At 67.7% G+C, this 14,336-nt stretch carries 15 protein-coding genes and 1 tRNA gene; 8 read left to right on the top strand and 8 right to left on the bottom strand.

Translation table 11 applies throughout. The annotated features are described in order from the left end of the window. Positions 1-76: 76 nt before the first annotated feature. Positions 77-150: transfer RNA gene (locus MF609_RS07470), tRNA-Gly, on the bottom strand. Positions 151-281: 131 nt separating this feature from the next. Here MF609_RS07470 and MF609_RS07465 point away from each other — a divergent pair. Together MF609_RS07465 and MF609_RS07460 are read left to right on the top strand one after the other, a co-directional pair. Continuing rightward, entirely contained in the window at positions 282-1,622 is a 1,341-nt protein-coding gene (locus tag MF609_RS07465; protein WP_242416000.1) for an FAD/NAD(P)-binding protein, read from the top strand. A gap of 68 nt (positions 1,623-1,690) precedes the next feature. Then, complete coding sequence (locus tag MF609_RS07460) at positions 1,691-2,989, top strand: dicarboxylate/amino acid:cation symporter (protein ID WP_242415690.1); 1,299 nt, start codon at positions 1,691-1,693, stop codon at positions 2,987-2,989. Here the strand turns inward: MF609_RS07460 and queA are convergent. Beyond that, positions 2,981-4,009 carry a tRNA preQ1(34) S-adenosylmethionine ribosyltransferase-isomerase QueA gene (gene queA, locus MF609_RS07455; protein ID WP_242415689.1) on the bottom strand — a complete coding sequence of 343 codons (1,029 nt, stop codon included), beginning with the start codon at positions 4,007-4,009 and terminating at the stop codon, positions 2,981-2,983. The genes MF609_RS07460 and queA overlap by 9 nt on opposite strands. A 19-nt stretch (positions 4,010-4,028) precedes the next feature. Then, positions 4,029-4,727 carry a peptidylprolyl isomerase gene (locus MF609_RS07450; protein ID WP_242415688.1) on the bottom strand — a complete coding sequence of 233 codons (699 nt, stop codon included), beginning with the start codon at positions 4,725-4,727 and terminating at the stop codon, positions 4,029-4,031. 250 nt (positions 4,728-4,977) lie between these two features. Between MF609_RS07450 and petA the strand changes: the two genes are divergently transcribed. The 6 genes from petA to MF609_RS07420 all read left to right on the top strand — a co-directional run bounded on the left by petA (position 4,978) and on the right by MF609_RS07420 (position 9,741). Continuing rightward, entirely contained in the window at positions 4,978-5,562 is a 585-nt protein-coding gene (petA, locus tag MF609_RS07445) for a ubiquinol-cytochrome c reductase iron-sulfur subunit (protein WP_242415687.1), read from the top strand. Positions 5,563-5,573: 11 nt separating this feature from the next. Beyond that, positions 5,574-6,884 (top strand): cytochrome b, encoded by a 1,311-nt coding sequence (locus tag MF609_RS07440; RefSeq protein ID WP_242415686.1) that lies wholly within the window; start codon positions 5,574-5,576, stop codon positions 6,882-6,884. Between the two features lie 10 nt (positions 6,885-6,894). Next, entirely contained in the window at positions 6,895-7,761 is an 867-nt protein-coding gene (locus tag MF609_RS07435; RefSeq protein ID WP_242415685.1) for a cytochrome c1, read from the top strand. Beyond that, complete coding sequence (locus tag MF609_RS07430; protein WP_242415684.1) at positions 7,758-8,309, top strand: adenine phosphoribosyltransferase; 552 nt, start codon at positions 7,758-7,760, stop codon at positions 8,307-8,309. Before MF609_RS07435 ends, MF609_RS07430 begins: the two co-directional genes overlap by 4 nt. A gap of 78 nt (positions 8,310-8,387) precedes the next feature. Then, the gene (locus MF609_RS07425; protein ID WP_242415683.1) at positions 8,388-8,576 is read left to right on the top strand and encodes a hypothetical protein; all 189 of its coding nucleotides are present in this window, start codon (positions 8,388-8,390) and stop codon (positions 8,574-8,576) included. A 418-nt stretch (positions 8,577-8,994) separates the two neighbouring features. Next, complete coding sequence (locus MF609_RS07420; RefSeq protein ID WP_242415682.1) at positions 8,995-9,741, top strand: peptidase; 747 nt, start codon at positions 8,995-8,997, stop codon at positions 9,739-9,741. 8 nt (positions 9,742-9,749) lie between these two features. Here MF609_RS07420 and MF609_RS07415 read toward each other — a convergent pair whose 3' ends face one another. From MF609_RS07415 to MF609_RS07395, 5 genes are all read right to left on the bottom strand, one after another. After that, entirely contained in the window at positions 9,750-10,208 is a 459-nt protein-coding gene (locus MF609_RS07415; protein ID WP_242415681.1) for a MaoC family dehydratase, read from the bottom strand. Positions 10,209-10,274: 66 nt separating this feature from the next. Next, the gene (locus MF609_RS07410; RefSeq protein WP_242415680.1) at positions 10,275-11,540 is read right to left on the bottom strand and encodes an alkaline phosphatase family protein; all 1,266 of its coding nucleotides are present in this window, start codon (positions 11,538-11,540) and stop codon (positions 10,275-10,277) included. A gap of 43 nt (positions 11,541-11,583) precedes the next feature. Next, positions 11,584-12,684 (bottom strand): redox-regulated ATPase YchF, encoded by a 1,101-nt coding sequence (ychF, locus tag MF609_RS07405; RefSeq protein ID WP_242415679.1) that lies wholly within the window; start codon positions 12,682-12,684, stop codon positions 11,584-11,586. 65 nt (positions 12,685-12,749) lie between these two features. Then, the gene (locus MF609_RS07400; RefSeq protein ID WP_242415678.1) at positions 12,750-13,334 is read right to left on the bottom strand and encodes a TIGR02466 family protein; all 585 of its coding nucleotides are present in this window, start codon (positions 13,332-13,334) and stop codon (positions 12,750-12,752) included. Between the two features lie 38 nt (positions 13,335-13,372). Further along, complete coding sequence (locus tag MF609_RS07395) at positions 13,373-14,263, bottom strand: CE1 family esterase (protein ID WP_242415677.1); 891 nt, start codon at positions 14,261-14,263, stop codon at positions 13,373-13,375. Between the last annotated feature and the right edge of the window lie 73 nt (positions 14,264-14,336).

The raw sequence follows: 14,336 nt of genomic DNA, 5'->3' as shown, positions 1-14,336 counted from the left end.
TGGTGCTACAGCCAGGTGTCCCGCAAAGCGCGGCCGGACGCCGGAATGGCGGAAATCCGTGGGTTCAGTGCGGAGATGGAGCGGGTGAAGGGAATCGAACCCTCGTCGTAAGCTTGGGAAGCTTCTGCTCTACCATTGAGCTACACCCGCACGCGGATGCTGCCCTTACCCAACTGCTCGGGCGGGTGCAAGCGGTGGGTGCAACTTCCCAATCCGTGCGGCTGTGGTATCGCTGCGGCATGACGCCAGCCGACCCCATCGCTGCCGAGGCCGTGCCCGGCATGATCCGCCATGTCGCGATCGTGGGGGCCGGATTTTCCGGCACGCTGCTGGCCATCAACCTGCTGCGCCATGACGGGCCGGCCGCGACCCTGATCGAGCGGGGTGATGCGGCGGGGCTGGGCGTCGCCTATGGCACGCGGCAGAGCGACCACCTGCTGAATGTCCGCGCCGCAAATATGAGCGCCTTTCCCGACCGGCCCGATCATTTCGCCGCGTGGCTGGCCGGGCGGGGCGGGGCGGCGGGGCCGGCGGATTTCGTGCCCCGCGCGCTGTACGGAGTCTATCTGCGCGAAACGCTGGCGGCGGCGCAGGCGGCGGCACCCGGCCGGTTGACGGTGGTCGATGGCGAAGCGGTCGACATCGACGGTGCGACGGTGTTGCTGAAAGATGGTAGCCGGGTTGCCGCCGATGCGGTGGTGCTGGCAGTCGGCAACCTCGCGCCGCAGGTGCCGCCGGGGCTGGAGCGAATCGCGGAACTCCCTGGCTTTGTGGGTAATCCGTGGGCCGCCGGAGCGACGACCGGGCTGGCACACGGCGATACGGTGCTGCTGATCGGGACCGGTCTGACGATGGTCGACGTCGCGCTGACGCTGGAAGCGCAGGGCTTTGCCGGGCGGATCGTCGCGCTGTCGCGGCGGGGGCTGTTGCCGCATCGCCATGCCCCGGCCACGCCGCCGGCCCAGCCACTGCGGGAGCGGCCGCGTCCGCCCCTGTCGGCGCTGGTACGCACCGTCCGGGCGCGGGGGGAGGCGATCGGGTGGCGTAGCGCCATTGATGAGTTACGTCCGTTTACCCAAGGAATATGGGCTGCGGCCGAGCCGGGCGAGCGCCGCCGCTTCCTGCGCCATTTGCGGCCATGGTGGGATATCCATCGCCACCGCCTGGCCCCCGCCGTTGCCGACCGGGTCGAGTCGATGGTGGCGAGCGGGCGGTTGACGCTGCTGGCGGGCAAGAGCTGCGACGCGCAGGCGGTGGAGGGCGGCGTGATGGTCGCATGGCGTCCGCGCGGTGAATCGGCGGTGCGGCAAATCCATGCGACGCGCGTGATTTCGTGCATCGGGCCGCAGGGCGATGTCGCGCGCACCGACGATCCGCTATTGTCTGCGCTGGTTTCGGCGGGGCGCATCCGGCCGGACAGCGAACATCTGGGCATCGATGTCGAGGTGACCGGGCGGGTGTTGCACGCGGACGGGGAGAGCGACGAGCGGCTGTTCGCGATCGGCCCGATGACGCGCGGTGCGTTCTGGGAAATCGTCGCGGTGCCCGATCTGCGGCGACAGGTGTGGGACGTCGCCCGCTATCTCTCCAACGCGCACTGGGTCGGGGGCGAGGGATTGTAACGCGGCATTGGGGCGTTCGTAGAAATGCTTCGTTGTGGGGCGACCCCAGCCACCCGAAGTGTTCGCACATGCAAAAATCCCGGAAGTTCCTGCCGTCCTTCGGCATTCAGGTCGCGATCGGCATGGTCGCGGGCGTCGCGCTGGGCCTGATCGCGGCGCAGGCGGGCGGGGCGGAGGGTGCGCTCGGCGCGGCGCTGCACACCGTCGGTCAGATCTTCGTGCAGTTGCTCAAAGTGCTGGTGCCCGCCTTGGTCTTTACCGCCATCGTCGGATCGATCGCGGCATTGCGCGACCTGCCCAATGCCGCGCGGCTCGTCGGACAGACATTGCTGTGGTTCGCGATCACCGCGTTGATCGCGGTGTCGATCGGTATCGTCCTGGCGCTGGCGCTGCAGCCCGGTCTCCACAGCAACGTCGCGCTGGCCAGCGCGGCGCAGCCGGGCACGGTCGGGACGTGGCTCGATTTCCTTAAAGGGCTGGTGCCGGCCAACCTGCTCGGGCTGACGGCGTCGACCAAGGTCGCGGACGGGAGCGCGACGACCACCCTCGGCTTCAACGTGTTGCAGATCATCGTCGTTGCTATCGCTGTCGGTGCTGCGGCCGTGCGGGTCGGGGCGGCGGGGGAGCCGTTCCTCGCCTTCAATACCTCGGCGTTGATGATCCTTCGGCGGCTGCTGCGCTGGGTCATCGCGCTGACGCCGATCGGGTCGGCGGCGCTGATCGGCGATGCGATCGTGCGCTATGGCTGGGGCACGCTGTCGTCGCTCGGCGCCTTTGCCGCGACGGTCTATATCGGGCTGGGGCTCGTGCTGTTCGTCGTGTACCCGGCGTTGCTGGCGCTGCACCGGATTTCGCCCTTGTGGTTCTTTCGTCGGGCGTGGCCGGCGATCCAGCTGGGCTTCGTCACCCGGTCGTCGGTCGGCACGCTGCCGGTGACGCAGGAGCGGACCGAACAGGCGCTGGGCGTGCCGCCGGCCTATGCCGCCTTTGCGGTGCCGCTGGGGTCGACGACCAAGATGGACGGATGCGCCGCCATCTATCCGGCAGTGTCGGCGATCTTCGTCGCGCAGTTCTTCGGCCTGCCGCTGCACGCGGGCGATTATGCGCTGATCGTGATGGTATCGGTGCTGGGATCGGCGGCGACTGCCGGGCTGACCGGGGCGACGGTCATGCTGACGCTGACGCTGACCACGCTCGGCCTGCCGCTGGAGGGCGCGGGGTTGTTGCTGGCGATCGACCCGATCCTCGATATGGGCCGCACCGCCGTCAACGTCGCGGGGCAGATGCTGGTGCCGACCATCGTCGCCAAGCGCGAAGGGCTGCTCGCCGCGCCCGACGAGGTTCCGGCGGAAGTTGCGTTAGGGTAGCAGCAGCGAGGCGTCGCCATAGGAATAGAAGCGATATTCCTCGGCAATCGCATGGGCATAGGCGGCAAGCATCCGCTCGCGGCCCATCAGCGCCGATACCAGCATGAACAGCGTCGATTTGGGCAGGTGGAAATTGGTCATCAGCCCGTCGATCCCCCGGAACCGATAGCCGGGGGTAATGAAGATGGCGGTGTCGCCTTCGAACGGCTGTACCTGCCCCTGCGCGTCGGTGGCGCTTTCGATCAGGCGCAGGCTGGTGGTGCCGACCGCGATTACCCGGCCCCCGGCCGCGCGTACCGCGTTCAGCCGGTCGGCGGTGGCGGAGTCGATCCGCCCCCATTCGGCGTGCATCGTGTGGTCGTCGGTATCGTCCGCCTTGACCGGCAGGAAGGTGCCCGCACCGACATGCAGCGTCAGCGTGGCATGGCCGATCCCCGCCGACTCCAGCGCGGCCATCAGGTCCGGCGTGAAGTGCAGCGCGGCGGTCGGCGCGGCGACCGCGCCGGCTTCGCGCGCGAACAGCGTCTGGTAATCCTCGGCATCGCGCGCGTCCGCCCCACCGCGCTTCGACGCGATATAGGGCGGCAGCGGCATGCGGCCGGCGCGCTCCAGCAGCAGTTCGACCGGTTCGTCACCCGCAAAGTCCAGCGCGAAGCTGCCGTCCGCGCCCTTGTCACCCGCGGTCGCAGTGACGCCTGCACCGAAATCGATCGTATCGCCGTCGCGCAGCCGTCGTCCGTTGCGCACGAAGGCCCGCCAGCGGCGCGGCCCCTCGCGCTTGTGGAGTGTCGCGCCGATCGTGGCATCGCCGCGCCTGCCCTCCAGCTGTGCCGGGATGACGCGCGTGTCGTTGAAGACGAGCAGGTCGCCGGTCCGCAGGCAGGACGGCAGGTCGCGCACGCCCATGTCGAGCGTCCGGTCACCGTCCAGCACCAGCATCCGCGCCGCATCGCGCGGGGCGGCGGGGCGCAGCGCGATGCGGTCGGTCGGCAGTTCGAAGTCGAACAGGTCGACGTGCATGAGGGTAAGCGGACCCTGTTTAGCGGGCGCGAGCCGGCTGCGGACGCTTGGCAGCGGGCGGGGTTGCGGCGGGCTTGCGCGGCATGGTCGCGGGCAGTGGTGCGACCGTCTCGGGCAGCGCGACCGGTGCAGCGGCCTGATAGGGCGGGGGATTGTCGCTGGCGATATAGGCATGGTCGATGCGCGACGGGTTCGCCGGCGGCTCGCCACGTTCGATCGCATCGACATATTGCATCCCGTCGATCACCCGGCCGAACACGGTGTACTTCTTGTCGAGCGAGAATTTCGGGGCGAACATGATGTAGAACTGGCTGTTCGCGCTGTTCTCTTCATTCGCACGCGCTGCTGCCACCGCGCCGCGGACATGGGGGAGGTAGTTGAACTCCTTTTCCACGTTCGGCAGCTTCGATCCGCCGGTGCCGTCGCCGTCCGGGTCGCCGCCCTGCGCCATGAAACCGTCGATCACCCGGTGAAAGGCAAGGCCGTCGTAGAATTTCTCGCGGGTCAGCGTCTTGATCCGTGCGACCATCTTCGGCGCGACGTCGGGGCGCAGCCAGATGGTGACCCGCCCGCCGGTCGACAGGTCGAGAATCCACAGATTGCGAGTGTCGGTGGTGGCGGGCGGCGGCTCGCGCCCGGGCACGTCGATCACCTGCGCAAGCGCGGGGAGAGCGAAGAACGAGGCGATGACAGCGAGCAAAAGGGCAAGACGACGCATGAACTTCCCGAAACGCGCGAGGAAACCAAAAGGCAGATGTTGCGCCGCATAGACCATGTGATCGCTTGCGCCAATCTGAACATGACTGGGCCGTTGTGCGCGGAAACGGCAAAAGGGATTGGCAAACGGTCGGGCGCGCGGCTATCACCCGTGCGACTGGACGGAAAACCGATCGGTCCGGCGTCGCTTCCCAAGAAGGCGACCGGAGAGGGGCAGGGCGCGAAATGCGCCCGACGACAAGGGCTGTTGAATGGCGACTGACGAAGATCAGCACGTACCCGCAGGCGGCGCATCCGCGCTCGACGGTGGGCCGGACAATCCCCGCAGGCGCGACTATCTGTCGATCGGCGCGGTGGCTTTCGCCGGGGTCGGCGCGGGCGTGATCGCGCTGCCGCTCATCAACCAGATGTCGCCCGCCGCCGATACGCTGGCGCTTTCGACGACCGAAATCGACCTGTCGGCGATCGAGCCGGGGCAGGCGATCAAGGCGACGTTCCGCAAGCAGCCGCTGTTCGTGCGCAACCTGACGCCCAAGGAAATCGCCGAGGCGAATGCCGTGCCGGTCAGCGAGCTGCGCGATCCGCAGACGCTGGCGGAACGCACCAAGACCGGCAAGGCGAACTGGCTCATCACGCTGGGCGTCTGCACGCACCTGGGCTGCGTGCCGCTGGGCGCGGGCGAGGGCGAGAACAAGGGTCCGTTCGGCGGTTATTTCTGCCCGTGCCATGGCTCCGCTTACGACACCGCCGGTCGTATCCGCTCCGGCCCCGCGCCGCAGAACCTGCACGTTCCCGAATATGCATTCACGTCCGACACCGTCGTGACGGTTGGCTGAGGAGAGAGACGATGAGCTTCCCCTGGGCCAAGCATTACGAACCGAAGCAGCCGCTGATGCGCTGGCTGGACGAGAAGCTGCCGCTTCCCCGGTTGGTCTATAACGCGGTCGGTGCCGGCTATCCGGTGCCACGCAACCTCAACTATTTCTGGAATTTCGGCGTGCTGGCCGGCGCGGCGCTGGCGGTGCAGATCATCACCGGTATCGTGCTGGCGATGCATTATGCGGCCAATGGCGCGGTGGCGTTCGATTCGGTCGAACGCATCATGCGCGACGTGCCGTCGGGCTGGTTCATCCGCTATGCCCACGCCAACGGCGCATCGATGTTCTTCATCGTCGTCTACACCCATATCGCGCGCGGCATCTATTACGGCTCGTACAAGGCGCCGCGTGAGATGGTGTGGCTGCTGGGCGTCGTCATCTTCCTGCTGATGATGGCGACCGCGTTCATGGGCTATGTGCTCCCCTGGGGACAGATGAGCTTCTGGGGCGCGCAGGTCATCACCGGATTCTTCTCGGCGATACCGGGGGTGGGCGAAACGATCCGCGTGTGGCTGCTGGGCGGCTATGCGCCGGACAATGCCGCGCTCAACCGCTTCTTCTCGCTCCACTATTTGCTGCCCTTCGTGATCGCCGGCGTCATCGTCCTGCACATCTGGGCGCTGCACATTCCGGGATCGAACAACCCGACCGGCGTCGAGGTGAAGGGGCCGCAGGATACCGTGCCCTTCCACCCCTATTACACCGCCAAGGACGGGTTCGGGCTGGGCGTGTTCCTGATCGTGTTCGCGTCGCTGATCTTCTTCGCGCCGAACCTGCTTGGCCACCCGGACAACTACATTCCGGCCAACCCGCTCTCCACGCCGGCGCATATCGTGCCCGAATGGTATTTCCTGCCCTTCTACGCGATCCTGAAGGCGTTCACCGTCGACTTCATCTTCCCGGCGAAGCTGTGGGGCGTGCTGGCGATGTTCGGGTCGATCCTGCTGCTGTTCTTCCTGCCGTGGCTGGACAAGTCGCCGGTCAAGTCGGCCAATTATCGCCCGACCTATCGCATCTTCCTGATCGTACTGCTCGTCGACGTGCTGGTGCTGGGCTATCTCGGTGGGGCGGAGGCGACGCCGGTGACGGTGCTGCTCAGCCAGATCGCGGCGGGATATTATTTCGCGCACTTCCTAGTCGTGCTGCCGATCGTGTCGGCGATGGAGCGTCCGCGTCCCCTGCCGAACTCGATCACCGAAGCGGTGCTGAAGGGCGAGGGCGGCACGTCGCCCGCGCAGACCGCCGCCCATGGTCACGCCACCCCGGCCGCGGCCGAGTAAGGGAATAACGATGCTCTCCTTCGCTTCCCGCTTTCTCGCCCGCAACCTGAACCTCGTCGTCGGCGCAGGCTTTCTGTTCGCGCTGCTGCTCGGCATCTTCTCGACCGTCAGCGGCATGATCCATGACGAGCCGGTCCATTCGGCGGAGCATGAGTTCCACCTGAAGCCGCGCGATGCCGGACTGCAATCGGCGGGCCTGTTCGGCACGTTCGACAAGCAGCAGCTGCAGCGCGGGTTCCAGGTTTACAAGGAAGTCTGTTCGGCCTGCCATTCGATCCGGCTGGTCTCGTTCCGCGACCTAGAACAGCTCGGCTATGACGAGGGTCAGGTAAAGACGATCGCCACCGACTGGCAGATCGAACAGCCGAGCGTGAACCCGGAAACGGGCGAACCGGCGACGCGCAAGAATCTGCCCTCGGATCGCTTCCCGCTGGTGTTCGCCAACGACGTCGCCGCGCGTGCCGCCAACAACAATGCGGTGCCGCCCGACCTGTCGCTGATGACCAAGGCGCGCGACGACGGCTCGGACTATGTCTATTCGCTGCTGACCGGGTATAGCGATCAGCCGGCCGAACTGCTGAAGAAGTTCCCGGACGCCAAGACGCCTACGGGTCTGTATTTCAACCGCTATTTCGCCACGCTGAACCTCGCCATGGCGCCGCCGCTGACCGGTGTCGATCAGGTCCAGTATCAGGACGGGACCCGCGCAACGGTCGACCAGATGGCGAAGGACGTCGCGGCGTTCCTGACCTGGACCGCCGAGCCGAACCTCGAAACGCGCCATGCGGCCGGTGCGGCGGCGGTGATCTTCCTGCTGATCTTCACCGCGCTGGCCTTCGGTGCCTATCGCAACATCTGGCGGGGCATGAAGCATTGAGCGGTACGGATGGCGTTGGGCGGGCGGAGATCGCCCGGCGCATCCGTACTATTTCGGATTTTCCGAAACCCGGCATCCAGTTTCGCGACATCACGACTCTGATCCTCGATCCGGAAGGGCTGCGACTGGCGGTCGAGGGCATGGTGGAAAGTGTCAGCGGCCCGATCGATCTGGTCGCCGGGATCGAGGCGCGGGGTTTCGTCTTTGCGCCTGCCGTCGCGCTGGCATTGAACGCCGGGGTCGTGCTGATCCGCAAGGACGGCAAGCTGCCCGGCGCGACCATCGCCGAAGACTATGCGCTGGAATATGGTACCGACCGGATCGCGATCCATGCCGATGCCTGCACGCCCGGCGCGCGGGTCCTGCTGGTCGATGACCTGATCGCGACCGGCGGCACGGCACGCGCGGCGGTGCGACTGCTGCGCAAGGCGGGGGCGACGGTCGAACAGGCTAGTTTCGCGATCGACCTGCCGGACCTGGGCGGCGCGGAAGCACTGCGGGCCGAGGGGATTGCGGTGTCGGCGCTGGTAGCGTTTCCCGGGCATTGAGCGGGGCCGGGCATGACCGGCTGGTTACCGTTACGCTCCGTACCTGCGCCGCATTGCCCCGCTCGCCAGGTTGATTGCATGTTGATCCTGACCTTGCTCGCGGCGACCGGCGTGACCGTACCGGATGAACCGCTGGCAGGACGATTGCGCGCGGCGATCTGGGACGATCTCCAGCGCTACGCGATGATCGGCAGCGGCAATGTATTGGCCGCGTCCATGGTACGAGGCGGGACAGGACGAACGCCCTGCGCCTCGCCTCCACATTAAAGCGCTGGACTGTTTCGAGACTAAGGTGGGGCCGGGCTGCTCCTTCACCTTCTGGCGTGAGGGTGGAATGCGGCGGGTTCCGGGCGGACTAGCCCCGGACCGGCTGTCCTGCCGTGCGCAGTTCGTTCGCAGCCCCGAGTCCGAGGGGTGGAGCGTCCTGCATCGGCTGCCGCGGCGCGCAGGGCATAGCCGGACGGATATGCGATGCCGGTTGTCGCGGGGGCCTGATCCGCCCGAGGGCGCGTCACTTCGGACTTCCGCGATTGCCGCAATGGGGAAAGGTCGACCGGGGACAGCTTCCGTTCAGCCTGCGCCGCCGATGGTGCCCGCCGGACAGGAACCGGCGGTCGCTGCCGACCGTTGCTTCTCATCATCACCGGCGTCGCGGCGCAGGCCCGTCGCCTGCGGGAGCATTCACATGTTTAACCGGTTGCGCGCGATCGTGTTGACCCTCGCGGCGGGGGCGGGCGTATCCGCCTGTGCCTATGGCGATTATGGCTATGGCGGAGTCGGTGTCGGCTATGCCTCGCCCGGCTATTATGGCGGCGGCTATGGCGGTTATTATGACGGCTATGCCGGCGGGTTCGGCGATCCCTATTGGGGCTGGTTCGGCGACTATTATTATCCCGGCACCGGCTATTACGTCTATGATCGCTATCGCCGGCCGTTCCGCTGGAACGATCGCCAGCGCTATTACTGGCAGCAGCGGCGCGGGCAGTGGCGCGGCGGCTGGGGCGACAACCGGCCGCGCTGGGATGGCTGGAACCGGCCCGGTTTCGACAACCGGCCCGGTTTCGAGAACGTCCCGCGCGGTAGCAGCCAGTCGCCACTGCCCGGACGCCGCGATGGCTGGCGGGGCAATCGGCCGGGATTCGACGATCGGCGCGGGTTCGAGAATGTACCGCGCGGGAACGGTCAAGCCCCCAGCGGCTGGCGCGAGCGGCGCGAGTCCCGGCCGGACGGTCGTCCCGGCTTCGACGGGCGTCCGGGGTTCCGCAACGTCCCCCGCGGCAGCAGCCAGTCGGCGATGCCGCCGCGCCGCGAACCGCCTGCCGCCGGTGCGGTGCGTGGCTTCGAGCGGCCCGAGGGCATTCGTCCGGGCGGCGGCCGGTTTCGCGGGCCGGACGGTCGGGGAGCGGGACGGCGCGCGCCTCGACCGCAATAACCGGCGGTTCAGACTGCGGGCGTAGCGGCGCGGGTGGCGATCAGCGCCTGGGAGATGAAGGTCATCACGACCTGATCGTCCTGGTTGCGGACCGTCACCCGGCTGGCGACGCTGCCCATTTCGGGGCGGCTGGACGACGGCCGGGTCGAGAGCACTTCGGTTTCGCACTGGAGCGTATCGCCGGGATAGACCGGGCGACGCCAGCGCAGTTCGTCGATCCCCGCTGCGCCCAAGCTGGCGACCGGGTCGTGCCGCCACTGTTCGACCAGCATGGCCATGGTCATGGCGCAGCTATGCCAGCCGCTGGCGGCGAGCCGGCCGAAATGGGTCTGCGCGGCGGCTTCGTCGGACAGGTGGAAGGGCTGCGGATCATATTGCCGCGCGAAGTCGATCACCGCCTCACGTTCGACGCGGTAGGAACCGAAGCGGGCGGTGTCGCCGACGGCGATGTCTTCGAAATAGCGCATGCGGCCAGTTTCAACGCGAAACTGGCCGGGGGCAAGCCCCGACAGGGTCCGGAACGGAGAACGATCCTATCGCAGCGCCGCGTCGCCGATCCCCGCATCGCCATCGAGGGTCGGGTCGGGCGCGATACCCAGCATCCGGCGCAACAGCGGGTGGATCGCGGTGTTGCGGAACGGGGGCAGCTTTACGCCCGAACGGAAGGCCGGGCCGCTGGCGACGAACATCGCCTGCATATCCGGCGCGGCATCGTCATAGCCATGCGCACCGCCGGTAAAGGGACGGGTGGGCGGCTTCGGCATGATGCTCCAGCCGATCTCGGCAAGGCACAGGAACGAGGCGGCGCGCGGATTGGTGCCGTAGCGCAACCGGGCGGGGATGGCCGCCTTGGGCCAGCATTGCATGTGCGGATGCGGGCGGGCGAGCGCGGCGGCCAATGCACCTTCGCGGCCGGGCATCGGCTCGATCGCGGCATAGGGTCCGGTTTCGATCAGGCGATAGCTGTCGGCGGGGGCAACGCCGTCGAATGCGATTACCCGCTCGCTGGAGGTCGCGGCCATGCCGTGATCGGCGACGAAGATCAGGTTCGCTGGCTGGCCTAGCGTCGCCAGTTCGCGCTGCAACCGCCCGATCGCGGTATCGACATGGGTCATGGCAGCGCGCGTTTCCGCCCCTAGCGGGCCATGTTCATGGCCCGCGGTGTCGACGTCGTCGAAATATAGCGTGACGAAGCGCGGCCGGGTGGCGGCGGGGCGACGCAGCCAGTCGATGACCGCATCGACCCGGTGGTCGGCGTCGATCGCCTGGTTGAATGCCTGCCAGTCGGAGGCGTGCGCTCCGCCGGCATAGACGCCGTGGTCGGGTTTGCCGCTGCCGCCCCAGGCGACTTCGCTGCCCGGCCAGAACATCGTCGCGCTGCGGATGCCGGCCTGTTCGGCGGCGATCCAGATCGGCCGGGCGGCATTCCACCAGAAGGGATCGGTGCTTTCCATAGTGAAGGTTTCACCGGGGCGGGCCGGGTCCTCCATCCTGTTGCCGACGATGCCGCTCTTGTCGGGACGCACGCCGGTCGCGATCGTCCAGAAATTGGGGAAGGTCTTGGTCGGGAAGGAGGGCTGCATCGTGCCCGACACCCCGTCCGCCGCCAGCCGCGACAGATTGGGCGTTGCCGTCGGCGACAGATAGTCGGGGCGGGCACCGTCGATCCCGATCAGGATCGTGACCGGCGTGCGGGCCTCCGCGACCGGAGCGGGGGCGGGCACCGCGGCAACGGGCGCGCGCGGGGTGGTGCACCCGCCGGTGAGGGCGAGTGCGGCGAACAGGATCGGGATACGCATCGCTGGACCTGCTAACGCCCTAAAATGACGGCGCGATGAACGGTCAGACGTTGAAGCGGAACAGCATCACGTCGCCGTCCTGCACGACATATTCCTTGCCCTCCGCGCGCAGCTTGCCCGCGTCGCGCGCGCCGCTTTCGCCCTTGCAGGCGATATAGTCGGGGAAGGCGATGGTTTCGGCACGGATGAAGCCGCGTTCGAAGTCGCTGTGGATCTCGCCTGCCGCCTGCGGTGCCTTGGCCCCGACCGACACGGTCCAGGCGCGGGCTTCCTTCGGGCCGACGGTGAAGAAGGTCAGCAGCTGAAGCAGCGAATAGCCGGCGCGGATCACGCGGGCTAGGCCGGTTTCGGACAGGCCCAGGTCGGACAGGAATTCGGCGCGGTCGGCAGGGTCCATCGTGGCGATTTCCGCCTCGATCGCGGCGGAGACGACGACCGCCTGCGCGCCTTCCGCCTTCGCCTTTGCAAAGACCTTGGCCGACAGTTCGTTGCCTTCCGCCGCGTCCTCTTCGTTGACGTTGCAGACATAGAGGACCGGCTTGGCGGTCAGCAGCTGGGCCTGCGCGAAGAGGCGTTCCTCCTCCTCGTCCTTGATCTCGGTCAGGCGGGCAGGCTTGCCGTCGCGCAGGAGGTCGAGCGCGCGGCCGAGAACGGCGGCGGCGACCTTGGCTTCCTTGTCGCCCTGCTGCCCCTTCTTGGCGAGGTTGGGCACGCGCTTTTCGAGCGATTCGAGGTCGGACAGCATCAGCTCGGTCTCGACCGTATCGGCGTCGGCGATCGGATCGACGCGGTCGTCGACATGCTGGATGTCGTCATTCTCGAAGCAGCGCAGGACGTGGACGATCGCGTCCACCTCGCGGATGTTGCCGAGGAACTGGTTGCCCAGCCCTTCACCCTTCGACGCGCCGCGCACCAGCCCGGCGATGTCGACGAACGCCAGCTGCGTCTCGATCTTCTTGGCCGATCCGGCGATCTCCGCCAGCTGGTCGAGCCGGGGGTCGGGCACCGCGACGTTGCCGACGTTCGGCTCGATCGTGCAGAAGGGATAGTTGGCCGCCTGTGCCGCCTGGGTCTGCGTCAGCGCGTTGAACAGGGTGGACTTGCCGACATTCGGCAGCCCGACGATACCGCAGCGAAAACCCACTTGGCGCAATCCCGGTGATGATGGAAAGCCCGCCCCTTAGCCGCTGGCGGCCGGCATTGCAAAACCTACCAGCGATAGTTGAAGCTGACGCTGATCCGTTCGCCCTTGCCGGCGTGCGGCATCACCTCGTGTCGCAGCCAGCTTTCCCACAGCAGCAGCGTGCCGGGTTGCGGCGCGACGGTTTCGAAGGTGCCGGGACGGGTGGGGGCGGCCATCAGCATCGGCAGGCGGGGGTCTTCGAACCGGATGCCGCCCGCGCCTTCGGGAACGGCGACATAGACGGTGCCGGACACCACGCTGTGCGGGTGGAGGTGTCCCGAATGGCCGCCGCCGGGTTTCAGCAGGTTCACCCACAGGCTGTCGAGCTTCAGCTTGCGGCCTGCCAGTTCCATGCCGCAGGCGGCGGCGAACTTCGCGACATGGCGGTCCAGCACGCGCTTCAGGTCGGCGAAGACCGGATCGCGCAAGGGCAGGTCGTTCAAGGAGGCGTAGGAGGTATAGCCGCGATAGCCATGCTCCTTCGACCAGCGGCGTCCGGCCATGTCCTCCTCCGCCAGCGCGCGGACCGAGGCGTCGAGATCGTCGACCAGCGCGGCATCGGCGAGGTCGGCTTCGTAGAGATGGGTCGGGAAGAGGGTGCGGACGGTCATGGGTGCGGCTTGGCGGATCGGCGGCGCTTTGGGAAGGGTCAGCGGCGATGCTGCGACAGGAATGCCCAGAGCGCGTCATTGTCGACGACCCAGCTATGCCCGCCGCCGATGGTGATCCGGCCTGCCACGTCCGCACCGTCTCGGCAGCCGGTATAGCGTTCCTCATAGACCTTCGGCGCGACCCAGCGGGTGGTGGGCGCGGCGGTGCAGCCGTTGAGGGCGGCCCAGCGCATCTCGGCGGCGTGCATGGTGTAGGACCAGTATTTCGCGCCGCCGCCCTGGATCGGGTTGGTGGTGTCGGCGTCGCCGGCGAAGGCGATGACCGGCAGCGGGCGGGACGGACGGCAGGTGGCGGGATCGGGGCGGCTGGGGTCGCTGACAAGCGGATTGCCGGCGCGCAGGCCGACGACCGGCGCGATGGCGGCGAAGCGGTCGGCGGCGACGCAGCCGAGCCATGACGTCATCCGCCCGCCGCCCGACAGGCCAGTGGCGTAGACGCGTGCCGGATCGGCGCAGCCGGCTTTGGCAAGCTGCTCGATCAGCGCACCCATGAACTTCACGTCGTCGGGGGCGTCCGGGCCGGGAATGTTGCCGGCGACGGTCGGCACGCCGGGAATGTTCCAGACATAGCCCTTGTCATGGGGGATGCCGGCATCGGGCGCCGCGACGACGAAGCCGTGCCTGTCCGATGCCTCGGCCAGCTTCGAATCGCGCAGCATCGCCGCGCCGGTCCCGCCGCTGCCATGGAGCAGGATCACGAGCGGGGCCGGCGTGGTGGGCGTTTGGCCCTGCGGCAGGTGGAGCAGGACCGAGCGGTCGCCGACCGCGACACGCATGTCGCCGGCAAGCGTACAGCGCGGTGCCGCCTGCGCGACGGTGCCGGTCAGCAGCAGGAACAGGAAGGCGAGCAATTGCAACGGTTTGGCCATGGGATGCTTCCTATCGGGCGAGGGCGGCGCGGCGCAAGGCCCGGTCAAAGTTCACAAAGTTCACACTAGTGGC

This window comes from Sphingomonas panni (genome assembly GCF_022664435.1).
Taxonomy (GTDB): Bacteria; Pseudomonadota; Alphaproteobacteria; order Sphingomonadales; family Sphingomonadaceae; genus Sphingomonas; species Sphingomonas panni.
Note: the sequence above shows the minus strand (reverse complement) of the source record. Positions and strands in the feature narration are given on the sequence as shown.